The organism is Streptomyces sp. NPDC005774 (assembly GCF_042871645.1).
Lineage (GTDB): Bacteria > Actinomycetota > Actinomycetes > Streptomycetales > Streptomycetaceae > Streptomyces > Streptomyces pratens.
Window position 1 is genome coordinate 126,131 of sequence record NZ_JBIAIV010000014.1, and the last position, 23,225, is coordinate 149,355.

Below are 23,225 nucleotides of genomic sequence, written 5' to 3' on the forward strand. Positions count from 1 at the left end.
TACCCGAGGCCCTGGGGCCGGCTTCCCGGTACGGGACACCTGCGCAGGTCTCCGGGGCCCTTCCGGTGGATCTCCGCCGGCCGGGGTCCCCGGGCCGTCACCGCTCCTCAGTCCAGGTCGATGCGCTCCCCGCCGGAGCCGGGCTCGTCGCCCCGGTCGCGGCGGTGGTCGTCGCCCGTGGCGCCGTCGCCGTCGTGCTCCCGGCTCCCGTCCGTGGCGTCCGCGGGGTCCTTGGTGCCCTTGTCGTCCTTGGTGCCCTTGTCGTCCTTGGCCTCGTCCGGGTCCCAGGGGCGGGTGTCGCGGGTGGTCCAGCGGCGCTCCTGGTCCTGGACCGCGGAGCGGTAGGCGGCGAGGAGTTCGTTGCCGGCGGCGGCGAGGTGGTCGAAGACGTCCGGGTTGCGTTCGACGACCGGTTCCACGGCCGCCTTGGCCTGCTGGACGGCCTGGCGCACCGCCTGCTGCGCCGCCGGTCCGGCGACCGCGCCGAACAGCGGCGACCCGAGCCCGGTGAGCCGGTCGAACTTCTCCGCGACCACGTCGACGAGCTTGCGCAGTTCCTCGGCGGCCGACACGGGGGGCGGCCCGTACCGGGCGCGGCGGCGGGCCTTCTCCTCCTCGAGGTCCTCGGCGCACGCCGTCGCCCAGGCGTCCGCGTCGGCGGCCCTTACGTCGGAGTCACCGGGCCGTACCTCGTCGGCGGCGGTCGTGCTCGCGTCGGACGCGGAACCGCCCACGGGCTCGTCCCCGGTGTCGTCGGGCGGGGGGAGCTGTTCGCTCATGACGGACTCCTGACTACGGTCGGCCCTTCCGACGGTACCTGAACGGGGGTACCGGCTTCACGGGGTGCGCGGCCACAGCCGCGGATCCGGCCGGAACCGGATGCGCAGTTCGCCCTCGCGCAGGGCCGCGCCGTCGACGGTGCAGCGGCGCAGCGCGGAGGGCAGCGGGACCGTCCGCCGGAACGGTCCTGCGGTGACGGCGATTTCGTCGCCGTGCCGGATCAGGTCCAGTTCCTCGCGCCGGGCGCCGGGCAGCGGGATGTGCCAGACCAGGACGCCGTCGTCGGCGGTGGGGGTCCCCCCGCTCGAGCGGATCCGAGAGTGGGGGAGGCCGGTGACGGGCCACTCGGCCGCCGCGGGCCCCACCGTGGCGCCGGACGCGGCGGATGCGGATGCGCCGGGCGCGGCGGGCACGCCCGGTACGGCGAGCGCGGTCAGGTCGTCCGGGCCGCGCGGGTCACGGCCGAGGTGGGCGACGGGGTGGACGTCGTACGTCTGGCGCCACTCGTCCAGCGTCTTGCGCTGCTGGGCGACCGGGCCGGCGAGCCAGCCGTCCCCGACGCCCTCGGGCAGTACCCGGCCGGCGACCAGCACGTCGGTGCGCAGTCCGCGCAGGGCGAGGCCGAGTCCCGCGGTGCGTACGGCCTCGTCGCCGGCGGGGCCGGGTTCGGCGACCAGCCGTACGGTGGTGTCCCGGTCGGCGAGGACGGCTTCGACGGCGGCCAGTTCGGTGTCCCACCGGGCGGCCGTCCCGTACAGCCATTCCGCGGGCATCGGGACCCCGGCGAGGCGGCCGAGCACGGGGCGCAGGGCGCGGGCGGCCTGGCGTTCCGGCGGGAGCAGCCTGCGCAGGGCGCGGCGGAGGTCCTCGGGGAGGGCGAACAGGGCCAGGGCCCGCTCGGCGGGCGGCAGGTCGACGACGAGCAGGTCGTACGCCCGGGACAGTGCGGCGTCCCGCAGGGCACGCAGTACGGAGAGTTCCTCGGCGCCGGGCAGCGGGCCGAACTCCTCGGGGTCGAGCCGGGACGCGCCGAGCAGGCCGAGCGCCGAGGCGGCCCGGTCCTGCAGTGCGGCCAGGTCGGCGCGGAAGTCCTCACCGGCGTCGACCCGTCGCGCGGTGAGGCCCTCGGCGACCTCGACGGGCGCGGCGCCGACGGGCGTGCCCAGCACCGCGCCCAGCGTGTCCGTCCGGTCCGTGCCGAGCAGCAGGACGCGGGTGCCCGCACGAGCGGCGGCGAGCGCGGTGGCCGCCGCGACGGTGGTACGTCCGCTGCCGCCGGGGCCCGTGATCAGGAGGGTACGCATGAGGGTGAACGCTACCGGTGCACGCACCCGCGTCCGACCGGCCGGAAGAGCGACAGCGCGCTACTCGGCGTCCGGCTTCCCGCCGGACCCGGTTCCCGGTTCGGTGCCGGGCCCGGCCCCGGTGTCGGTACCCGGCTCCTCGCCGGCCTCCACCCGCTTCTTCAGTCCCGCCAGGGCCCGGTCGATGATGACCTTCTCGGCCTTGCGCTTGATCATGCCGAGCATCGGGATCTTGACGTCGACGGTGAGCCGGTAGGTGACCTCGGTGGCGCCCGCGCCGGCCGGCTTCAGGAGGTAGGAGCCGTCCAGGGAGCGCAGCATCTGGGACTTGACCAGTGTCCAGGACACCTCGTGTTCACCGGTCCAGGTGTACGCGAGGGTCTGGTCGTCCTTGATCGCGCCGGCGTCCATGACGAGGCGTACCTGCTCCGCACGGCCCCGGCCGTCGGTTGCGAGGACCTCCGCCTCCTTCACCTCGCCGGTCCAGTCCGGATAGCGGGCGAAGTCGGCGATCACCCCCATGACCTCGGCCGGTGCCGCCTCGATCGTGATGCTCGAGCTGGTGTGTTCCGCCATCGCCGTGGCTCCTCCAGATGCGGGCCGTAGTCGGATCGCCGTGCGCGGCCCACGCGCACGCCCGTGCAGCGAAAGGCTATCGCGCACCCCGCCGGCGCAAGTCACCCGACCTGGGACATCCTCACCATTCGAGAACCCAGGGCCGGCCGCGGCTCGCGAAGTGCCCCACGTTCACGCACTCGGTGGCCCCCACCCGCATACGCCGGACCAGCGGCTGGTGCACATGCCCGAACAGCGCGTACCGGGGCCGGGTGCGGTGGATGGCGTCCAGCAGGGCGCGGCTGCCGCGCTCGAAACGGCGTGCGACGGTGTCGTACACCAGTTCCGGGACCTCCGGCGGGATGTGCGTGCACAGCACGTCGACCTCGCCGACGGCCTCGATCTTCGCCGCGTACTCCTCGTCGCTGATCTCGTACGGCGTGCGCATGGGCGTGCGCAGTCCGCCGCCGACGAAGCCGAAGACCCGGCCGCCGATCTCCACCCGCTCGCCGTCGAGGACGGTGGTGCCGGGTCCGGCGTACTCCGGCCAGAGGGTCGGTATGTCGACATTGCCGTACGTGGCGTACGTGGGGGCGGGGAAGGCGGCGAACAGCTCGGCGTACTGCTTGCGCACCGCCCTCCGGATCGCCGAGGCGCGGTCCGCGCCGATGCCCGCCCACAGCCGGGCCTGGAAGTCGCGCGCCTCCTCGAAGCGGCGGGCGGTGCGCAGTTCCACGATGCGGTCGGCGTTCTCGATGCCGAACAGGTCGGGGAAGATGCCGCGCGAGTGGTCGGCGTAGTCGAGGAAGAGCACCAGGTCGCCCAGGCAGATCAGGGCGTCGGCGCCGTCACCGGCCGTGGCCAGGTCACGGGCGTTGCCATGGACGTCACTGACCACATGAACGCGCGTACGGCGGTTTCCGGCCGGTGTGGATGCCATGGCGATCAAGCGTAGCCAGAGCGCGGCCCTTGTGAACAGGGGCGGCCGAACCGGCGGCCGGTGGCTCCCTTTCAAGGGGGTGGACTACTGTGCGCGATGGCAATCAACCCGTTCACCAACGTGTGTGACACAGCGAACATCTCAACGGGCCCCCCTGTCGTTCCGGCCATACCGGCGGGTAACGTCCGGGCAGTCCACTCGTGCTCAGGGTTTCAACAGGTGAATCCTCGAGCACCCGCCCGAGCCTTGGACCGCGCTGTCGTCGCATCCCACACCGTCGTGGCGCCGGCGCCCTAAGAGGAGCAGCAGTCTTGCGCGAGTTCAGCCTTCCTGCTTTGTACGAGGTCCCTGCGGACGGAAATCTGACCGATATAATCCGCAGAAACGCCGCGCAGCATCCCGATGTCGCCGTCATGGCCCGCAAGGTCGCCGGCGTGTGGCAGGACGTGACGGCCACCGTCTTCCTCGCCGAGGTGCGCGAGGCCGCCAAGGGACTCATCGCCTCCGGCGTCCAGCCCGGCGACCGGGTCGCCCTGATGTCGCGCACCCGCTACGAGTGGACGCTGCTCGACTTCGCGATCTGGAGCGCCGGCGCGGTCACGGTGCCGGTGTACGAGACGAGCTCGGCGGAGCAGGTGGCCTGGATCCTCGGCGACTCCGGTGCCACCTCTTGTGTGGTGGAGTCGGACGGTCACTCCGTCACCGTCGAGTCGGTGCGCGACCGGCTGCCCGCTCTGAAGCACGTGTGGCAGATCGACCGCGGCGCGGTGGAGGAGCTGGGCCGCCTGGGCCAGGACGTGGCCGACGAGACGCTCGAGGAACGCAGCTCCGTCGCCGGCGCCGACGACCCGGCGACCATCATCTACACCTCCGGGACCACCGGCCGCCCCAAGGGCTGTGTGCTCACCCACCGCAGCTTCTTCGCCGAGTGCGGCAACATAGTGGAACGGCTGCGTCCGCTGTTCCGTACCGGCGAGTGCTCGGTCCTGCTCTTCCTTCCGCTCGCGCACGTCTTCGGCCGCCTGGTGCAGATCGCGCCGATGATCGCGCCGATCAAGCTGGGCTGCGTCCCCGACATCAAGCAACTCACCGACGAACTGGCCTCGTTCCGGCCGACGCTGATCCTGGGCGTGCCGCGGGTCTTCGAGAAGGTCTACAACTCGGCGCGCGCCAAGGCCCAGGCCGACGGCAAGGGCCAGATCTTCGACAAGGCCGCGGACACCGCGATCGCGTACAGCAAGGCGCTGGACACCCCGTCGGGGCCGTCCCTCGGCCTGAAGATCAAGCACAAGGTGTTCGACAGACTCGTGTACGGCAAGCTGCGCGCGGTACTCGGAGGGCGCGGCGAGGCCGCCATCTCCGGCGGCGCCCCGCTGGGCGAGCGTCTCGGCCACTTCTTCCGCGGCATCGGCTTCACGGTGCTGGAGGGCTACGGGCTCACCGAGTCGTGCGCGGCCACCACGTTCAACCCCTGGGACCGGCAGAAGATCGGCACGGTCGGGCAGCCGCTGCCCGGCTCGGTGGTCCGTATCGCCGACGACGGCGAGGTACTGCTGCACGGCGAGCACCTGTTCAAGGAGTACTGGAACAACCCGGGCGCGACCGCGGAGGCGCTCGCCGACGGCTGGTTCCACACGGGAGACATCGGCACCCTCGACGAGGACGGGTATCTGCGGATCACCGGCCGCAAGAAGGAGATCCTCGTCACGGCGGGCGGCAAGAACGTCGCCCCGGCGGTGATCGAGGACCGGATCCGCGCGCACGCGCTGGTCGCGGAGTGCATGGTCGTCGGCGACGGGCGGCCGTTCGTGGGCGCGCTGGTCACGCTCGACGAGGATTTCCTGGGCCGCTGGGTGGCGGAGCACGGGAAGCCCGAGGGGTCGACGGCGGTGTCGCTGAGCGAGGATCCCGAGCTGCTCGCCGCGATTCAGACGGCTGTCGACGACGGGAACGCGGCGGTCTCCAAGGCGGAGTCGGTGCGGAAGTTCCGGGTGCTGCCTTCGCAGTTCACGGAGGAGTCGGGCCATCTGACTCCGTCGTTGAAGCTGAAGCGGAACGTGGTGGCGAAGGACTTCGCTCACGAGATCGAGGCGATCTACTCGAAGTAGGGCTCGGGACCGGCCGGTGGCCGGCGGTTGACGGCTGGTCATGGCGCGGGCTCCCTGGTGTGCGGGGGCCCGCGTTGCGGTGGGGGAGGGCGGGTGCCGCGGGCGAGGCGGGGCCTTCCGCCCTCGCCGCCCCGTCCCTTCCTTTCCCTTCCCGGGGGCGCTGCCCCGGGCCCCGCTCCTCGAACGCCGGAGGGGCCCACTCTTCCCGAAGCCGGTTAAAGCAGGGTCTTCAGGGTTTCTGCCAGGAGGTCCCAGCGCCACTTCTGTTCGACCCAGGCTCGGCCCCGTTCCCCCATGCGGTGGCGGAGTTCGGGGTCGGCCAGGAGGGTGATGACGCGGTCGGCGGACTCGGCGGGGGTGTCGCCGCGGACGACCCAGCCGGTCCCGCCGTCGAGGACCGCGTCGGGGGCGCCGCCGGAGTCGCCGGCGACGACGGGCAGGCCGGTCGCGGAAGCCTCCAGGTAGACGATCCCCAGCCCCTCGACGTCCAGTCCCCCGCGCCGGGTCCTGCACGGCATCGCGAAGACGTCGCCGGCGCCGTAGTGGGCGGGCAGCTCGGACCAGGGCACGGCTCCGGTGAAACGGACGGAGCCGGCCACCCCGGTGTCGTGCGCGAGGCGGCGCAGGTCCTTCTCGTAGGGCCCGCCGCCGACGATCAGCAGGACGGCGTCCGGCTCGGCGGCGAGGATCGCGGGCATCGCGCGGATCAGCGTGTCCTGCCCCTTGCGCGGCACCAGCCGGGAGACGCAGACGACCACCGGACGGTCCGTCAGGCCGAGCCGGGCCCGGACCTCGTGGCCGCCGGAGCCGGGGTGGAACGTCTTCTCGTCGACCCCGGGCGGCAGTTGCACCATCCGCGAGGCAGCCTCGGGTGTGAGCGCACCGGCGATCCGTGAGCGCGTGTACTCACCGAGGTAGGTGATGGTGTCCGTGGACTCCCCGATCCGGCGCAGCAGCTGCCGGGCCGCGGGCAGCTGGGCCCAGCCCGCCTCGTGGCCGTGGGTGGTGGCCACGATCCGCTCGGCGCCCGCCCGGCGCAGCGCCGGTGCCATCAGCCCGAGCGGCGCCGCCGCCCCGAACCAGACCGAGGTGCACCCGTGTTCGCGCAGCAGCCCGACGGCCTGCCGGGTCGCCTGCGGGGTCGGCAACAGCATCGGCGTACGGGCGCGTACGACGGTGAAGGGCTGCTCGGCGTCGAAGGCGGCGGTCGCCCGGACACCCTCCCGGGAGCGCTTCCAGGTCGAGGCGTACACGACGAGCTGCGCGGGATCGAGGCGCAGCGCCATGTTGTGCAGAAACGCCTGGATACCGCCCGGCCTGGGCGGGAAGTCGTTGGTCACGATCAGGGTCTTTCGCATCGTGGCAGACCCTACCGAACCGGTGTGTCCGGGCCGTGGGCGCGGCGGGCCGTTGTGGCACTCTCTCAGGGGCGCGGGACATCATGGCCCCTCGGGACGACGCACGGACGCGTACGGACACGCATGGACGGGCAGGGATCACGTGGACACGACGGGCTCGCGCGGGTACCCGGCGCGCCGACAGGCGGTGTTCCGGCCTCTGCTGGTGTGGGGACTGACGAGAGCGCTGCTGCTGTTGTTCGTCCTGAAGGTGATCGTCTTCCCCGGCCCGGACGTCACCAGCGACGTGTCCGTGATCTACCAGGGCTGGTACGACGTCCTGCGTGCCGGAACGTTCCCGCTGGACGACGTCACCTGGCAGTACCCGCCCGCGGCGGCGCTGGCGATCCTCTCCCCCGGCCTGCTGCCGTTCCTGGAGTACGCGACGGCGTTCTTCGTCCTGGTGTTCCTCGCCGACCTGGCCACCCTGGTCCTGCTGCTGTACGCGGGCGGGCGGCCGGGCCGGACCCGGCTCGGTGCCTGGGTGTGGGTGGCGGGCGTGCCGCTCCTCGGGCCGACGGTGTACGCCCGCTACGACGTGATGGTGACCGCGGTGGCGGTGGCCGCGCTGCTGGCCGGGCCCCGGCGTCCCCGGCTGCTGGGGGCGCTGGCGGCGTTCGGCGCGCTGCTGAAGGTGTGGCCGGCGATGCTGCTGCTCGGTGTCCGCCGGCGTTCCGCGTGGGTGTCGGCCGTGGTGACCGGGGCCGGCGTGGCGGCCGTGTCCGCGGCCCTGATGCCGGGCGCGTTCGCGTTCCTGGGTTTCCAGCGCGACCGGGGCACGGAGGTGGAGTCGCTGGGCGCGCTGGTCTTCCATGTCGCCCGGCATTACGGCTGGGACGGCGAGGTGCTGCTGAACTACGGCTCGGTGGAGTTCCTCGGCCCGTACGTGGACGGGGTCAGCGCGGGCGCGATGTTCCTGAGTGGGGCGGCGCTGGCCTGGCTGGTGCTGTGGCGGCTGCTGGCCCGCCGTTTCGAGCCGCACACCTTCGCCGACGCCGCGTTCGTGGCGGTGCTGATGTTCACCACCACCAGCCGGGTGATCAGCCCGCAGTACGTGGTGTGGCTGGTCGGGCTCGCCGCGGTCTGTCTGTGCCATCGGGCGAGCCGGATGCGGGTGCCGGTGGTCCTGGTGCTGGTCGCCTCCTTCGTGACGGTGCTGGAGTTCCCGCTGTGGTTCGCACATGTCGTGGCCAGTGACGCGCTCGGCGTCACCCTGCTGTTCGTGCGCAACGGCCTGCTGGTGGCGGCCACGTTCCTCGCCGCTCGTACCCTGTGGCGCTCGACGGTCACGCACGGGCTCCCGTCCGCCCCGGTCCCCGCTCCGGCGGCCCGCACCGAGAAGGCGCCGGCCTCCCCCTGACCCCTCCCCCGACGCTGTCCCCGCGCCTGTGCCCGTGCCTCAGCCGAACTGCTCGCGCAAGTAGCCCTGCCATCGCATGGTGAACTCCTCCGGTGTGGTGCCGAGGACCCGCCGCATCGCGTCCTCCACCGCGCCGTCCCGTTGTCCGTGCGCGCCCACGGCCCGGTAGAAGGCGCCGAGCCGTTCCTCGCCCCAGTGCTCGGCGACGAGGCGGCAGGCCATCCAGCCGCTCTCGTAGGCGCGGGCGAGGCCGTCGGCGTCGTCGGTGAAGCCGAAGTCGTCGTCGGCCGGCAGCCCGGAGGGCACCTCGCCGTGGCGCACCGCGCGGGCGAGTTCCGGCGCCGCCTCGGCCGGGATGCGGTCGCCGCCCCGGTAGCCGACCCAGTCGGCGAAGCCCTCCGACAGCCACAGCGGGGTCGCGGCGGTGGTGTGGGCGCGGGTGGCGACGTGGGTGGTCTCGTGGGTGACGACGACCTGCCGGCCCGAGTCGCCGAGCAGTCCGAAGGCGTCCGGGTTGACGACGACCCGGTCCGCGGGCGCCTGTGCGTCGGCTCCGGTCTCGCCGGTGGTGACGGCCGCGATGCCCCGGTAGGAGGAGGCGGGCGAGCCCAGCAGTCCCGCCATGTCCTCCAGGGACCCCGGGACCAGGACGACGACCCGCCGCGCCCAGCCCGATCCCCAGGCGTCCGACACGGCGGGCACCGCCAGGTCGGCCAGCGCCGCGTAGTCGCGCAGTTTCACGTCGGTCTGCCCGACGCCGAGCACCAGGCTCCGTTCTCCGTGCACGGCGCGCACCGCTCCCTGGTCCCACAACTGGCGGCCGGATTTCCCGGCCGGCCGGTCGGAGACGACGGCCCACCGGCCGTCCTCGTCCCGGCTCAGGCGCAGGGTGCGGGCGGTGGTGACGGGGGCCGGGTCGTAGCCCTCGACGCGGTAGCCGAGGTCGGCGTCGACGGTGGCGGTGTCGCCGGTGCGGTGCACGGCGTTGACCCGGTAGCTCCAGTCGGCCAGCGGCACTTCGCGCAGGCTGTCGTATCCGGCCCGGGTGCCGGTACGGGCGTAGGCGGCGGCGTCCTCGCCGAGGACGGCACCGGCCCGCCGGTCGAGCAGGGCCTGCACCTCGGCGCGGGCGCTGTCGACGGCCGGCCCTTGGCCGCACGCGACCAGGGCGACGAGCAGGGAGACGAGCAGCAGGCACCGCACCACCGCCACCGGCGCCCCGGGCACCCACCTTCGTCCAGCCACCCTTGGAGGGTACGGGCGCCGGGCCGTTCGGGTCAGACCGCCTGGACCCACGGCCCCGGCAGGCCTCTCGCGACCGGCCGCCCCGGTGGCCCCGGTCGGCCCGTCGTGGCCGCCCGTTCCGGTCAGACCCTGGTGACCGACGAGACGGGCATCATCCCGACCGGGTCGTAGCGGACGGGGGCGCCGGGGTAGGGCGCGTGGATCACTTGGCCGTTGCCCATGTACATGCCGACGTGGCCGGCGTCGGCCCGGTAGACGACCAGGTCGCCGGGGCGGGCCTGGGAGAGCGGTACCTGCGTGCCGGCGTACCGCTGGGCCTGCGAGGTCCGCGGGAGGGCGACCCCGGCCTGCGCGTACGACCACTGCGTCAGACCGGAGCAGTCGAACCCGGAGGGCCCGTTGGCGCCCCAGGCGTAGGGCTTGCCGAGGGCGGAGCGGGCGGCTGCGACGGCGGCTGCCGCGCGGCCGGAGACGACGGCGCCGTCCGGGCCGGGCAGGCCGGGCAGGTCCGCGCCTCGGCCGGAGCGGGCCGCCCGCTCATGAGCGGCACGTTCGTCGTCGGGGAGGGCGTTGAGCAGCCGCCGGGCCTGGGCGAGCTTGCGCTCGACGGTCTTCTTGTGGGCGGCGACCGCCTTGCGGCTGCGGTCCAGCTCACCCAGCTTGCGGGAGGCCTCCGCACGGTCCTGGTCCAGGGTGCGCACGGCCTCCTCGAGCCCCCTCAGTTCGCCGGCCTGACGGGCGGTGAGCCGGTCGAGCACCGAGGCCCGCTCGAGGTATTCCTCGGGGTCGTCGGAGAACAGCAGCGCGAGGAACGGGTCGAGCCCGCCGGAGCGGTACTGGGCGCCGGCCAGCGAACCCAGCGACTCCCGCATGCCGTTGACGCGGTCCTGCTGCCGGGCAATCTCGTCCTGGGCCGCGTTGACCTGCCCCCGCAGGGTGTCCGCGCGCTCGTCGGCCTTGTTGTACGCCTCGGTCGCCCGCTCGGCCTCCGCGTAGAGGCGGTCCACCTCGGTCCTGGGGTCCTCGTGCGGGGTGGCCGTGGCCGGTACGGCTCCGAGGGCGGCTGCCGCCACGGACAGGAGCCCTACGGCGACGGTGGTGCCCCGGTCGGGGCCGGGGGACGGTGCAAGGCGGCGATGGGACCCCACGGGGAACCGCGCTCCTTCCGCTGACGGACGGGGAAACGCGGGAGACAGTAGCCGTGGGGCGGGCGGCCGACCAACGGCCTCGGCGGCCACACACCGTGACGCCCCGCCTCCGACGCAGGTCACAGGCGGGGCGCGGGGCCGGGCGGCGGTGGCGCGATTCCCCCGAACGGGGGCACGCGTCCGGGTCCGGAAGCGGTCGGGCAGGACCGGCGTGAACCCCGTGCCGCCCCTGGCCGGGGCCGGCACGGGCTCCGGCGGAACGTCAGACGCGGACGCCGAACATGAACGGGCCGCCGATGGTGTTCATCGACTCGTAGCGGACGACGGTGCCGCTGCGCGGGGCGTGGATGATCTGGCCGTTGCCCGCGTAGAGACCCACGTGGTGCAGGTCGTTGAAGAAGAAGACCAGGTCGCCGACCTGGAGCTGGCTGGTCGAGTAGATCTTGGTGCCTGCGCCGGTCTGCGACTCGGAGGTACGCGGGATGGAGACGCCGGCCTGGGCGTAGGCCCAGGAGGTGAGGCCCGAGCAGTCGTAGGAGGACGGGCCGGTGGCACCGTAGACGTACGGGGAGCCGAGCTTGCTCTGGGCGGCGGCGAAGGCGGCACCGGCGCGGCCGGAGCCGCTGCCGACCGGGGTGGAGCTGCCGGTGTCGGTGTTGGTGGCCTTGAGGACCTCCCGCTCGCTGGTGCGGGTGGCGCGGTCCTCCTCTTCGGCGAGCTGTGCCTTCTCCTCGGCGCTGAGGGTGTTGAGCAGCTTCTGCGCGGCACCGAGCTTGCTCTGGACTTCCGTCTTCTTCTTGCCCAGTTCGGTGCGGGTGGAGGAGAGGTCCTTGAGCTTCTCGGAGGCCTCGGAGCGCTGCTGGGCGAGCTCGCGCTGCTTCTCCTGGATCTCCTTGAGCGCGTCGACCTGCTGGGTGCTCAGCTGGTCGAGGGCGGACGCCTTGTCGAGGTAGTCGTCCGGGTCGGCGGAGAGGAAGAGCTGGAGCGAGGGGTCGATGCCGCCGCTGCGGTACTGGGCGCTGGCCATCGAACCGAGGCCGTCGCGCAGCTCGTTGAGCTCCTGCTGGCCCTTGGCGACGTTGTCCTGGATCGTGGAGATCTCCTTCTGGAGCTTCTCCTGCTTCTCCTTGGCGCCGTTGTACTTCTCGGTGGCCTGCTCCGCCTGCTGGTAGAGCTTGTCGACCTTGGCCTTCACCTCGCCCTTGCTCGGCTTCTCACTGGGGGCCGCGTTGGCGGCCTGCGAGCTCAGGACGACGGCAGCTGCGGCAGCGGTGGTGAGCACTGTGACACGTGCCCGATTCGGCTGCTTGGGACGACGGTGGGACGCCACGGAGGCGAGCTCCTTCTTCCTCCAGCCGCCTACCGACACGCCGGTGGGCGGGGGCCTCCGCCGTCGCCACCCCATGTGAACGATCAACCGAGCGGAGGTTCGAGCTCCGACCCTAGTGATTCTCTTGTGATCAGTTCAAATCCCCGGACATGAATTCTCTGTCACAGTATGTTTCTTTACCCTCAACTCACCTGCAGTGATATCACCTTGACGCTACGTTGCGTCAACATCGTGCCAATTCGGGCAATCGGCGGGTACGTTGCTGTTGGGGCTTACGTTCCGGATGGGACGTACCGCACTTTGCGGCCCCGGGGCCGGCGCGGGCCGCAGAGCCTGTCGGACAGGTCCTACGCCCGGGAGAACCGCTTCAGCAGGACCGCGGAGGCGACCGGGCGGGCTCCCGCGCGGGCGACCCCGTCGGCGACCTCACGGTCGGTGGAGACGACGATGACGGGCCGCCCCGGTGGCTCGGCGCGGACCAGCTGGCGGATCAGTTCGTCGGCGGTGACGCCCGGCTTGGAGAACAGCACACGCACTCCCCGCGGCGGCGCGAGCAGGACGGGAGCGGCCAGTTCGGCTCCGTCGAAGACGCAGGTCACCTCGGCGCCGGTCTGCGCGGCGAGCCGGGCGAGCTGGCCCAGGATCCTCAACCGCTGCTTCTCCAGGGGCATCTGGGGGTAGCCGGTCTTGGTCACGTTGTAGCCGTCGACGACGAGATGCGCCTGCGGCAGCGCCAGCAGCTGGTCGAGGATGGCCGGGTCGCCCTCGGACAGCGCACGGGCGGCGATGTCCTTGGGGGACATGCTGCCGGGCTCGACGGCGTCCACGGTCTCGGCGGGCCGGACGGACACGGGAGGCAGCGCGAGTTCGCGACGGAGCCCCTGGGCGGCCTCCAGTACGGTGTCCAGGAGCAGCCGTACCCGCATGTCCTCGACGCTGCGCCCCTCCCGGGCGGCCCGGCGGGCGGCCTCCAGAGCGGCCTCCGACTCGCCGAGGCGCGCCTTGAGCCGCCGGGACTCGCTCTCGGCGGCGGACACCTGGGCCTGCCCGTCCGCGCGGAGGGCTTCCATCTCGCCCTGCAGTTTGCGCAGCGCGGCCGCACCGCGCTTGACGTCGCTGAGCGCGGACCGCAGCTTGCGGTGCAGGGAGTCCGCTTCTTTCCTGGCGGCTTCCAGGTCGGTACGCAGCCGCTCGGTCTCGGACCTGGTGTGCTCGCGGGCATGGGCGAGTTCCCCGCGCAGCCGCTCCAGCTCGGCCCGGGTCTCGTCGTCGGCCCGCTCGGCGTCGGCCCGTTGGGCCTCCTCACCCGCGGCGGTCACCAGTTTCACCCAGTCCGGCGGCCGTATGACATAGGCCGCGGCCGCCACGTCCAGCGGGTCCGCGGCCGGAGGCGGGGAGCCTGAGTCGAGAGCGCGGGCCAGTTCCGGCTGGGCCTCTCTCAGCTGCTCCCCGATGCGCTGGCGGAACAGCGGCTCGGTCTCCAGGGCGGCGGCCATCGCGTTGCCGGCGAACTTGGCGCGGCGGGTCGGGGTGAACCGGGCGTACTGCCTGAGCTGGGCGGGCAGCTCGGAGACGGTCAGTCGGCCGAAGCCGTCGGAAACGATCTGGACGACCCGGCGGCGCACGCCGTCGGACAGTGGACGGTCGAACACCTCGGCGGCGCCGTCCTCCGACCCCCCGTCCGCGGTCTCCACCATCCGTCACACCCCATGCCTGTGTCCGACCCCGTGTGCGGGGTCCCTGGGCGGGGCCCGCTCCCTCAGGAGCCGGCGCCCGGCCTGTCGACGAGTTCCACCTGATCCACGGCGTTGCACCAGCGGCACCGCACCGACTCGATCGTCTCACCGAGGACCTCGCGCTCCTCGACCTTCGGCTCCCCGGCCAGGTCGAGGTGGACGTACTCCACGACCTTGGACGAGCGGGTCACGTCGAAACGGGTGAGGTTGCCGCAGAGGGTGCAACGCCACCGCGTCGAGGCAGTCGGCAGGGGGACCGTCATCGTGGCTGTTCGCCTTCCTTCCAGTGTCCGTGACGCGGCGGGCACCCGGCGCGTCTGGCACATAACCCTACGGCCTGGCTGGTCTTCACCGCCCGCCCGTCCACGGCGGCGAGGCGGTCTGTGCGGTTGCGTCCGCTTACGTCATGCTCTGTGTCCATGATCCGCAACTGGGGCACTGAGGCTGCCGGGGCGCTGAGGCGCCCGTCGGCACCGGTGACCCATACCCTCATCGCCGTATGCTGCCTGGTCTTCCTGATCGGGCCGGCCTCGGGACTCGATCCGGGGTATGGGACCGGGGACGAGCTGCTCGCCGCGCAGCGTGGCTACTTCCGCCGCTGGGGGGTGATTCCCGCAGACCTGTTCGAAGGGTCCCCGTGGAGTGCCCTCACTCCGGCCACAGCCCTGTTCGTCCACGGCAGCTGGGTGCATCTGCTCGGCAACATGCTCTTCCTCCACGTCTTCGGGAGGATGACCGAGGCCCGCATGGGCCGCCTGCGGTTCACCCTGTTCTACGTCGGCTGCGGGCACCTCGCCCTGCTCGGGTACGCCGTGGCCAACGCGGACTCGGAGCAGTCCCTGGTCGGCGCCTCGGGGGCGATCTCGGGGATCCTCGGCGCGTTCCTCTTCCTGTTTCCCCGGGCGCGGGTGACCAGTCTGCTGCCGTTCCTGTTCTTTCTGCCGGTGCGCTTCCCTGCGTGGGTGGTACTGCCGTTCTGGGTGGCGCTGCAGTGGCTGGCGGCGGGGCAGGCCTCCGACGGGCCGGGAGTGGCGTATCTGGCCCACCTGGTGGGCTTCGGGCTGGGCTTCTGCTGGGCGTGGGCGCGTTCCACGGGGGCGACTACAGTGAGAAGCGCACCGGCTCCGGCCCCCGAGGGAGAGAACCAGCAGTGATCACCGCGATCGTCCTCATCAAGACCAGCGTGGACCGGATCCCCGAGATCGCGGAGCGGATCGCCGCGCTGGACAGCGTCAGCGAGGTCTTCTCCGTCACCGGGACCTACGACCTGATCGCCATGGTCCGGGTCAAGGAGCACGAGGACCTGGCGGAGGTCATCCCGGGCCGGATCAACAAGATCCCGGGCGTGGAGGGGACGGACACGCACGTGGCGTTCCGCACGTACTCGCAGCACGACCTGGAGGCCGCGTTCGCGATCGGCCTCGACAACTGACCGGCCCGGACCGGGAGGGCCTGCGCGGTGGGAGTGCCGGGGCGCCCGAGGCGTCCCGGGCAGCCGTGAAGGGCCGAGGATGAAGAGTTCTTCGTCCGGGGCTCATCCATGCCGTCCGGTCCGGTCCGCAGGATCGGTCCCATGATTTTCAACCGCCGGAGGGCGGCCCCGGCCGCACCCTCTCCCGCGGCCCCCGCCGTCCGGCGGGCGGTGCCCGGCGGGGCGCGCGTACCGGGACAGGCGACCGGCACTCAGGCGGAGGTGTCCGGCACGCAGCGGCCGTCGACCGTCCGGTAGTTCCAGCGGGCGCCGCCGCGCACGAGTTCCCGGACGGCGCGGACGAAGCGCTCCACGTGTTCGTCCGGCGTGCCCGCGCCGAAGCTGACGCGGACCGCGTCGAGGGACGTCTCACCGGGCGCCGCCTCGGGTGCGCCGCACTCTCCCTGGTTCTGCGGATCGCCGCCGAGCAGGGCGCGCAGCAGCGGGTGGGCGCAGAACAGTCCGTCCCGTACGCCGATGCCGTACTCGGCGGAGAGGGCCGCGGCGAAGTGGGAGCTGTTCCAGCCGTCGACAACGAAGGAGAGCACGCCGACGCGCGGTGCGTCGTCCCCGAACAGGGACAGGAACCGCACCTCGGGCACGTCCGCGAGCCCGTCCCGTACGGTGCGGATCAGCTGCTCCTCGTGGGCGGCCAGCGTGCCGAACCCGGCCTCGGCGAGCGCCTTGCAGGCCGAGGCGACGGCGTGGGCGCCGATGACGTTGGGCGAGCCGGCCTCGTGGCGGGCGGCGCTGTCGTGCCACTGGACGTCCACTCCCCCGTCCTCGCGCCGGGCGACCTTGCGGCTGGCGCCGCCCCCCGCGAGGTAGGGCTCGGCCTCCCGCAGCCAGTCGGCGCGGCCGGCCAGGACACCGGCACCGAACGGGGCGTACAGCTTGTGCCCGGAGAAGGCGACCCAGTCGACGTCCAGGTCACGCACGCTCACCGCGTGGTGCGGGGCGAACTGGGCGGCGTCCAGGACGATCCGGGCGCCGTGCGCGTGGGCGGCGGCGGCCAGCTCGCGTACGGGCCACAGCTCGCCGGTGACGTTGGAGGCGCCGGTGACGCAGACCAGGGCGGGGTCGTGGGGGTCGCGGGCGGCGAGGGCGTGTTCCAGGGTCCGTACGGCCTGCTCCGGGCTGTCCGGGGCGTCGAGGAAGGTGACGCGGGCACCGCTCCTCCCACGCCTTGCGGCGTGGGGGGACCCCCAGGGCAGCAGGGCGGCGTGGTGCTCGGTCTCGAAGACGAAGACCTGGCAGTCGTCCGGGAGGGCGGCGGCGAGCAGGTTGAGCGAGTCGGTGGTGGACCGGGTGAAGACCACCTGGTCCCCGTCGCGGCAGTCGAGGAACTCGGCGACGGTCCGGCGGGCGTTCTCGAACAGCTCGGTGGAGAGCTGGGAGAGGTACCCGGCGCCGCGGTGGACGCTGCCGTAGTAGGGCGCGTACGCGGCCACTTCGTCCCACACCCGCTGGAGCACCGGGGCGCTGGCGGCGTGGTCGAGCGCGGCGTAGGTGACCTCCCCGCCGGTGACGAGGGGCACGGTGACGTCCCGGCCGAGCACGGGCAGCGGGGCGCAGCCGGACGGGCCGTCGGCGGCGGCGGTGGCGGTGGCGACGGTAGCGGTGGCGGTGGCGGTGGCGGTGGCGGTGGCGGTGGCGGTGGCGACGGTGGAAACGGACATGGCTGAACTCCCGTGGAAGCAGGCGGAATCACCACGCGAGCGCACACGGCTCGAGCGTGGGAGAAGGTGACGGGGAATCTGCGAAGGCGGGGTCCCCCGGCCTCGGAACGGCCGGCGGAAACGCCTCGGGACCTGTTCTGCGGATCACGTCGGAGGGGGCCGGCGGCATCCGTCCCACTGGGGCGAGCGGGGACCGGTGCGTTCAGCTGCGACGCGGAGAAGGTCGTGCCGAGCCCCGCGCCTCCGGCATGATCCGCCGGACAGGCCCTAACACATTCGCTTGCTCACGGAAGGCTCCCTCGAACGACCAGGACCCCTGGTGTGTCACTCGATCGAGTGCGAGGGGTCCGCGCTTGCCGCGAGCCCTGCTGCTCACGGCCTGGTCCTCACCCGGGGCACCCCGCCACGGACGGAGGGTTGCCGGACAGCCGGCCGGGGCCTGATGGCTGTCGCTCATGACCTGGTCCGAGATCTTGCCAACACAGCCCCGTACGCGCAAGGCGCGGTCCGGATCCTGGACGGATCCGGACCGCGCCGGTGGCCCAGGACGTATGACTCAGGACGTATGACTCAGGACGTACGGCTCACGCGTTGCTGGCCAGCACCCAGCGCTCCAGAACCCGCCGGGCGGCGCCCGAGTCGATCGATTCGGCGGCCTTGGCCATCCCTGCCCCGATCTGCTCCGCCAGCGTCCCGGTGCCCGGTTCGAGCGCCACCAGCGCCGCCGCCGAGTTCAGCAGCACCGCGTCCCGCACCGGGCCGTGTTCGCCGTCCAGCACCCGCCGGGCGACCTCCGCGTTGTACGACGCGTCGGCGCCGCGCAGGGCCTCCAGCGGCACCGGCTCGAGACCGACGTCGCGCGGGTCGAAGCGCTCCTCGGTCACCTGTCCGTCCCGGACCACCCACACCGTCGAGGGGCCGGTGGTGGTCAGCTCGTCGAGACCGTCGTCGCCGCGGAACACCAGCGAGGAGTGGCCGCGTCCGGCGAACACACCGGCCATGATCGGAGCCATCCTCGGGTCGGCGACCCCGACGGCCTGGGCCCTGACCCGGGCCGGGTTGGCCAACGGGCCGAGGAAGTTGAACACCGTCCGGACGCCCAGCTGGCCCCGCGCGGCCGCCACATGGCGCAGCGCCGGGTGGAACTTCACCGCGAAGCAGAAGGTGATCCCGGCCTCCTCGGCGACCTCGGCGACCCGCTGCGGGGTCAGCTCCAGGTTGACGCCGAGCTTCTCCAGGACGTCGGAGGCGCCGGACGCGGAGGAGGCGGCCCGGTTGCCGTGCTTGACGACCTTCGCCCCGGTGCCGGCGATGACGACGGAGGACATCGTGGAGATGTTCACCGTCCTGGCGCCGTCGCCGCCGGTACCGACGATGTCGACGGTCCGCCCGGGCACCTCGATGCCGATGGCGTGGTCGTACATCGCCCGGACGCAGCCGGTGATCTCCTCGACGGTCTCGCCCTTGGCCCGCAGGGACACGGCGAACCCGGCGATCTGCGCGTCGGTGGCCTCACCGCGCATGATCAGGTCCATCGCCCAGGCGGTGTCGTCGGCGGACAGGTCGTGGCCGTCGAGCAGGCCGTTCAGCAGGGCGGGCCAGGAGCGGTCCGCCGCGGGGTTGCCTCCAGCGGGGGTCACAGCGCTCATCAGCCGCTCCTGGGTCCTCGACGTCTTCGGCAGACGGATGGGTAGGGGTTTCGTCCCCACCCTATCGATCCGGGGGCACGACGCAGGGCCCCCGTCCGGTCCTCGGACGGGGGCCCTGCGCAGTCGTGTGGCGACTCGGTTGCCTTGGGAAGGCGGTTGAGGCGGTGCGGGGGATCAGTGGTGGCCGTGGCCGCTCGTGATCTCCTTGTACTCCTCGACGGTCGGCTTCGGAATCTGGGACTCCCCGCCGTAGTAGCCCTCGCTGAGCTTGGCGCGCAGCTTCTCGAGCGGCTTCACCTTGCGCTCGACACCGTTCTCGTCGACGAGCGGGCCGATCTCGGCCGGCTGGTACTGCTCGTGCGCCGTGAGGGTGTGCAGCTGCTCCTGGCTGAGCGGCTCGTGGACCTCGATGAACTCACCGTGCGGCAGGCGCTTGATGATGCCCGACTCGCGGCCGTGCAGCACCTTGTCCTTGTCCCGGCGCTGGAGGCCGAGGCAGATCCGCTTGGTGATGATGAACGTGGCCACCGGCACGGCGAAGAAGCCGATGCGCACGAACCAGGTGATCGCGTTGATCGACAGGTTGAAGTGCGTCGCCCACAGGTCGTTGCCGCCGCCGACGAGGAGCACGAAGTACCAGGCCATCCACGCGACACCGAAGGCGGTGCGGGTCGGCGCGTTGCGCGGGCGGTCCAGGATGTGGTGCTCGCGCTTGTCGCCGGTGATCCAGGACTCGATGAACGGGTAGACCGCGATGGACACCAGGACCATCGGGAAGATCATCAGCGGGACGAACACACCCAGGGCGAGCGTGTGACCCCAGAAGTTGATCTCCCAGCCCGGCATCACACGGACCAGGCCCTCGGAGAAGCCCATGTACCAGTCGGGCTGGGCTCCGGTGGAGACCATGTCCGGCCGGTAGGGGCCGATGTTCCAGATCGGGTTGATCGTCGCGACCGCCGAGACGACGCACAGCACGCCGAAGACCAGGAAGAAGAAGCCTCCGGCCTTCGCCATGTACACCGGCAGCAGCGGCATGCCCACGACGTTCTTGTTGGTCTTGCCGGGGCCCGCGAACTGCGTGTGCTTGTGGTAGAAGACCAGGATCAGGTGCGCCACCACGAGACCGAGCATGATGCCCGGCAGCAGCAGGATGTGGACCGAGTAGAACCGGGCGATGAAGTCGTCCCCCGGGAACTCCCCGCCGAAGATGAAGAACGCGAGATACGTGCCGACGATCGGCACGGACAGGACCGCGCCCTCCGTGAAGCGGATACCGGTGCCGGAGAGCAGGTCGTCCGGGAGCGAGTAGCCGGTGAAACCGGTGAACATGCCCAGGACGAACAGCAGGAAGCCGAACAGCCAGTTGATCTCACGCGGCTTGCGGAACGCGCCGGTGAAGAACACGCGCATCATGTGCACGAACATGCCGGCCAGGAAGATCAGCGCGGCCCAGTGGTGGAGCTGCCGGATCAGCAGACCGCCACGGACGTCGAAGCTGATGTCCAGCGTCGACTTGTACGCCTCACTCATCAGCTGTCCCTGCATGGGGACGTAGCTGCCGTGGTACACCACCTCGTTCATCGACGGGTGGAAGAACAGCGTCAGGTACACACCCGTGAGGATGATGATGATGAAGCTGTAGAGGCAGATCTCACCCAGCATGAACGACCAGTGGTCGGGGAAGATCTTGCGCATGTTGGCCTTGGCCAGGGAGTAGATCCCCAGCCGGCCGTCGGCCCAGTCCGCGACGCGTTCGCCGGCCGGGGCCTTCCCGCGGGAACGGCCCGGCCCCTCGGCGCCGGACGGATTCGTGGTGCTGGTCGTGGTACTCATCCGCGCTCCCAGAAGGACGGACCGACGGGCTCTTCGAAGTCGCCGAGCGCTTCGAGATAGCCCTCGTCGTTCACACCGATACGCAGCTGCGGCAGGGCGTGACCGGCGGGACCGAAGATGACCCGGGCCCCGTCGGAGAGGTCGAAGGTGGACTGGTGGCAGGGGCACAGCGCGTGGTGCGTCTGCTGCTCGTACAGGGAGATCGGGCAGCCCACGTGGGTGCAGATCTTCGAGTACGCGACGATACCCTCGTGCGACCACTCGAGCTCGCGCTTGTCCTTGATGTCCTCCGGCTGGATACGGACGATCATCAGGGCGGCCTTGGCGATCTCGTTCATGAACCCGTGCTCGTGCGGGTCCAGGCCCTCGGGCTGGGCGAAGGTCAGCGAGCCCACGATGATGTCGGACGGCCGCATGGGCTCGTTCGTGTTCATGTTGACGAGCAGCTTGCCCTTTTTCCACGCCGTGTGGCGGAGCTTGGTCTCGGGCAGCGGACCGAGGTCGCGCAGCAGGACCACGCCGGAGAGCGGGACCAGGGCCAGCGCGCCGAACATCGTGTTGCGAATCAGCTTGCGCCGTCCGACCACGGACTCCTTCGCGCCCTGGCGGAAGTCCTCCATGACCTTCTCGCGGACCTCCGGCGACGCGGCGACCGGGTGCCGCTCGTCGGCGAGCTCGTGGTCCGACATCAGCGTGCGGCCCCAGTGGACCGCGCCGGCTCCGATGGCGAACAGAGCGATGCCGAGGGTCATACCGAGCGCGAAGTTCAGCGCGTTGATGTGACCGATCGGGAAGATGTAGACGGACTGGTCGACCGGGATCGTCACGAACGACGCGATGAAGCCGACGGTGGCCAGCATCGACAGCGTGAACAGCAGGGCGACCGTACGCTCGGACCGCTTGGCGGCCCGCTCGTCGATGTCCTGGACCCGCGGCTCGTGGGGCGGCAGCCCCGGGTCGGCGAACGGGTTCTTCTCGTCCGCGACACGCACCGCGCCGTGCGCGGTGTCCTGCCCTGCGGGCAGCTTCTCTTCGGGAGTCTCTTGGGTACTCATGACTTCCTGGCCTTTGCGGTCCGAGCGGCGACCCAGACGGCGACCGCGATCATCCCGCCGAGTCCGAAGATCCAGGCGAACAGACCCTCGGAGACCGGGCCGAGCCCGCCCAGCGACAGGCCGCCGGGGCTCACGGTCTCATCGCCGTTCACCGTCTGCACGTAGGCGATGATGTCCTTCTTGTTCTGCTCCGACAGCGAACCGTCGGGGAAGGAAGGCATGTTCTGCGGGCCGGTCAGCATGGCCTGGTAGATCTGCTTGGCGTCCACGCCCTCGAGGTCCGGGGCGTACTTGCCGTGCGTGAGCGCACCGCCCTTGCCCGTGAAGTTGTGACACTGCGCGCAGTTGTTGCGGAACAGCTGACCACCCTGGGCGATGTCGGCGCCCTCGGGGCTGTACTGCTCAGCGGTGGGAACGGCCGGGCCGGCGCCCAGGGAGGCGATGTACGCCGCCAGCTGGTCGATCTCGGCCTGGGTGTAGACGGCCTTCTTCTTCGGAAGCTGCGCGGCCTGCGAGGTGGCGGCCGGCATACGGCCGGTGGCCACCTGGAAGTCGACGGCCGCCGCTCCCACGCCCACCAGGCTCGGACCGTCGGTGGTGCCCTGCCCACCGGTGCCGTGGCAGCTGGCACAGCCGACCGCGTAGAGCTTCTTGCCCTCCTCGATGGTGAGGGATTGGGCGGTTTCGTCGGCCTGCGCCTTGCTCGCGGGTGCGAACACGGCGTACAGCCCCCCGGTGCATGCCAGCGCGAGGAGCAGAACGACGAGCGCCGCCAACGGGTGGCGTCGTCGTGCGGAGAGCTTTTTCACGGATTACCCCGGTGTCAGGATCTTCTGCGTCGATGCTTCTGGTGAGTGCGCTTCTTCGAGCGCGCGGATTCGGATCCGCCTACTTGATCATGTAGATCGTGGCGAAGAGGCCGATCCAGACGACATCGACGAAATGCCAGTAGTAGGACACGACGATGGCTGCCGTCGCCTGGTCGTGGGTGAACCTCCGAGCCGCGTAGGTCCGGCCCAGGACGAACAGGAAGGCGAAAAGGCCTCCCAGTACGTGCAGGCCGTGGAAGCCGGTGGTCAGGTAGAAGACCGAGCCGTAGGGGTCCGAGGAGATGGACAGCCCCTCGTGCTTGACCAGCTCGGTGTACTCGATGACCTGGCCGGCGATGAAGACCGAGCCCATGATGAACGTGACGGTGAACCACGCCCGGAGCTTCTTCACGTCACCGCGCTCGGCGGCGAAGACGCCGAGCTGGCAGGTGAGGGAGGAGAGCACCAGGATCGTGGTGTTCGTCAACGCGAACGGGAAGTTCAGCGTGTCGGCCTTCTCCGACCAGAAGTCGGGTCCGGTCACCGATCGCAGGGTGAAGTACATCGCGAAGAGGGCCGCGAAGAACATCAGCTCGGAACTCAACCAGATGATGGTTCCGACGCTGGTGAGGTTCGGTCGATTGACCGATGGGTGCGCGTGCCCGGTGTCTACTGTCGTTACTGTCGCCACGCCGACATTATGTCGGTCGCTTATCCCGCCCTCACCCCGGGGGGTGCCGTTCGGTGTGTTCGCCCGTCGTGTACTGCCCGGATGGCCCATCGAAGTGGTGTCCGAACCAGTGTTGACAAGCTGTCGGAAGGG

General features: G+C 71.5%; 20 protein-coding genes and 1 riboswitch. Of the genes, 4 read left to right on the forward strand and 16 right to left on the reverse strand.

All coding sequences use genetic code 11. The features are described from left to right. Positions 1–107: 107 nt before the first annotated feature. From ACFYQA_RS15820 to ACFYQA_RS15835, 4 genes are all read right to left on the reverse strand, one after another. The gene (locus ACFYQA_RS15820; protein WP_388917145.1) at positions 108–779 is read right to left on the reverse strand and encodes a DUF5304 domain-containing protein; all 672 of its coding nucleotides are present in this window, start codon (positions 777–779) and stop codon (positions 108–110) included. Between the two features lie 57 nt (positions 780–836). Then, positions 837–2,084, reverse strand: coding sequence for an ArsA family ATPase (locus ACFYQA_RS15825; protein WP_388917148.1), 1,248 nt, complete (start codon positions 2,082–2,084; stop codon positions 837–839). Positions 2,085–2,144: 60 nt separating this feature from the next. Further along, a complete protein-coding gene (locus ACFYQA_RS15830) occupies positions 2,145–2,660 on the reverse strand; it encodes an SRPBCC family protein (protein ID WP_388917151.1) in 516 nt (171 codons plus the stop codon). Positions 2,661–2,781: 121 nt separating this feature from the next. After that, positions 2,782–3,579 (reverse strand): metallophosphoesterase, encoded by a 798-nt coding sequence (locus tag ACFYQA_RS15835; RefSeq protein ID WP_388917154.1) that lies wholly within the window; start codon positions 3,577–3,579, stop codon positions 2,782–2,784. A 311-nt stretch (positions 3,580–3,890) separates the two neighbouring features. Between ACFYQA_RS15835 and ACFYQA_RS15840 the strand changes: the two genes are divergently transcribed. Continuing rightward, positions 3,891–5,687: an AMP-dependent synthetase/ligase gene (locus tag ACFYQA_RS15840; protein ID WP_388917157.1), complete on the forward strand. Its 1,797-nt coding sequence runs from the start codon at positions 3,891–3,893 to the stop codon at positions 5,685–5,687. A gap of 215 nt (positions 5,688–5,902) precedes the next feature. Here the strand turns inward: ACFYQA_RS15840 and ACFYQA_RS15845 are convergent, their stop codons facing one another. Further along, positions 5,903–7,045 (reverse strand): glycosyltransferase family 4 protein, encoded by a 1,143-nt coding sequence (locus ACFYQA_RS15845; RefSeq protein WP_388917160.1) that lies wholly within the window; start codon positions 7,043–7,045, stop codon positions 5,903–5,905. A 142-nt stretch (positions 7,046–7,187) separates the two neighbouring features. Here ACFYQA_RS15845 and ACFYQA_RS15850 point away from each other — a divergent pair, with 142 nt between their 5' ends. Next, positions 7,188–8,444 (forward strand): glycosyltransferase 87 family protein, encoded by a 1,257-nt coding sequence (locus tag ACFYQA_RS15850; protein WP_388917163.1) that lies wholly within the window; start codon positions 7,188–7,190, stop codon positions 8,442–8,444. Positions 8,445–8,483: 39 nt separating this feature from the next. On the opposite strand, the gene ACFYQA_RS15855 is transcribed toward ACFYQA_RS15850, so the two are convergent. The 5 genes from ACFYQA_RS15855 to ACFYQA_RS15875 all read right to left on the reverse strand — a co-directional run bounded on the left by ACFYQA_RS15855 (position 8,484) and on the right by ACFYQA_RS15875 (position 14,166). Beyond that, positions 8,484–9,689 carry a hypothetical protein gene (locus tag ACFYQA_RS15855; protein ID WP_388917166.1) on the reverse strand — a complete coding sequence of 402 codons (1,206 nt, stop codon included), beginning with the start codon at positions 9,687–9,689 and terminating at the stop codon, positions 8,484–8,486. A 122-nt stretch (positions 9,690–9,811) separates the two neighbouring features. Then, positions 9,812–10,837, reverse strand: a complete 1,026-nt coding sequence (locus ACFYQA_RS15860; protein WP_388917169.1) for an NlpC/P60 family protein — start codon at positions 10,835–10,837, stop codon at positions 9,812–9,814. Positions 10,838–11,099: 262 nt separating this feature from the next. Further along, positions 11,100–12,167 (reverse strand): NlpC/P60 family protein, encoded by a 1,068-nt coding sequence (locus tag ACFYQA_RS15865; RefSeq protein WP_386400831.1) that lies wholly within the window; start codon positions 12,165–12,167, stop codon positions 11,100–11,102. Positions 12,168–12,514: 347 nt separating this feature from the next. Continuing rightward, the gene (locus ACFYQA_RS15870; protein WP_388917172.1) at positions 12,515–13,864 is read right to left on the reverse strand and encodes an NYN domain-containing protein; all 1,350 of its coding nucleotides are present in this window, start codon (positions 13,862–13,864) and stop codon (positions 12,515–12,517) included. Positions 13,865–13,926: 62 nt separating this feature from the next. Further along, entirely contained in the window at positions 13,927–14,166 is a 240-nt protein-coding gene (locus ACFYQA_RS15875; protein ID WP_042165845.1) for a hypothetical protein, read from the reverse strand. A gap of 156 nt (positions 14,167–14,322) precedes the next feature. Between ACFYQA_RS15875 and ACFYQA_RS15880 the strand changes: the two genes are divergently transcribed. Together ACFYQA_RS15880 and ACFYQA_RS15885 are read left to right on the forward strand one after the other, a co-directional pair. Next, positions 14,323–15,057: a rhomboid family intramembrane serine protease gene (locus ACFYQA_RS15880; protein ID WP_388917175.1), complete on the forward strand. Its 735-nt coding sequence runs from the start codon at positions 14,323–14,325 to the stop codon at positions 15,055–15,057. Continuing rightward, positions 15,054–15,335: an Lrp/AsnC family transcriptional regulator gene (locus ACFYQA_RS15885; protein ID WP_055596069.1), complete on the forward strand. Its 282-nt coding sequence runs from the start codon at positions 15,054–15,056 to the stop codon at positions 15,333–15,335. Before ACFYQA_RS15880 ends, ACFYQA_RS15885 begins: the two co-directional genes overlap by 4 nt. Positions 15,336–15,586: 251 nt before the next feature. Here the strand turns inward: ACFYQA_RS15885 and ACFYQA_RS15890 are convergent, their stop codons facing one another. The 6 genes from ACFYQA_RS15890 to ACFYQA_RS15915 all read right to left on the reverse strand — a co-directional run bounded on the left by ACFYQA_RS15890 (position 15,587) and on the right by ACFYQA_RS15915 (position 23,093). Beyond that, positions 15,587–17,053, reverse strand: coding sequence for an aminotransferase class V-fold PLP-dependent enzyme (locus tag ACFYQA_RS15890; RefSeq protein ID WP_388917178.1), 1,467 nt, complete (start codon positions 17,051–17,053; stop codon positions 15,587–15,589). Between the two features lie 344 nt (positions 17,054–17,397). Then, positions 17,398–17,514: riboswitch (SAM riboswitch) on the reverse strand. A 123-nt stretch (positions 17,515–17,637) separates the two neighbouring features. Continuing rightward, positions 17,638–18,702, reverse strand: a complete 1,065-nt coding sequence (trpD, locus tag ACFYQA_RS15895) for an anthranilate phosphoribosyltransferase (RefSeq protein WP_388917181.1) — start codon at positions 18,700–18,702, stop codon at positions 17,638–17,640. Between the two features lie 174 nt (positions 18,703–18,876). Continuing rightward, a complete protein-coding gene (locus ACFYQA_RS15900; protein WP_388917184.1) occupies positions 18,877–20,538 on the reverse strand; it encodes a cytochrome bc complex cytochrome b subunit in 1,662 nt (553 codons plus the stop codon). After that, positions 20,535–21,593 carry a Rieske 2Fe-2S domain-containing protein gene (locus ACFYQA_RS15905; protein ID WP_388917187.1) on the reverse strand — a complete coding sequence of 353 codons (1,059 nt, stop codon included), beginning with the start codon at positions 21,591–21,593 and terminating at the stop codon, positions 20,535–20,537. Before ACFYQA_RS15905 ends, ACFYQA_RS15900 begins: the two co-directional genes overlap by 4 nt. Then, positions 21,590–22,402 (reverse strand): c-type cytochrome, encoded by an 813-nt coding sequence (locus ACFYQA_RS15910; RefSeq protein WP_388917190.1) that lies wholly within the window; start codon positions 22,400–22,402, stop codon positions 21,590–21,592. The genes ACFYQA_RS15905 and ACFYQA_RS15910 overlap by 4 nt, the downstream gene beginning before the upstream one ends. Before the next feature lie 79 nt (positions 22,403–22,481). Further along, positions 22,482–23,093, reverse strand: a complete 612-nt coding sequence (locus ACFYQA_RS15915; protein WP_388917193.1) for a heme-copper oxidase subunit III — start codon at positions 23,091–23,093, stop codon at positions 22,482–22,484. Positions 23,094–23,225: the final 132 nt, after the last annotated feature.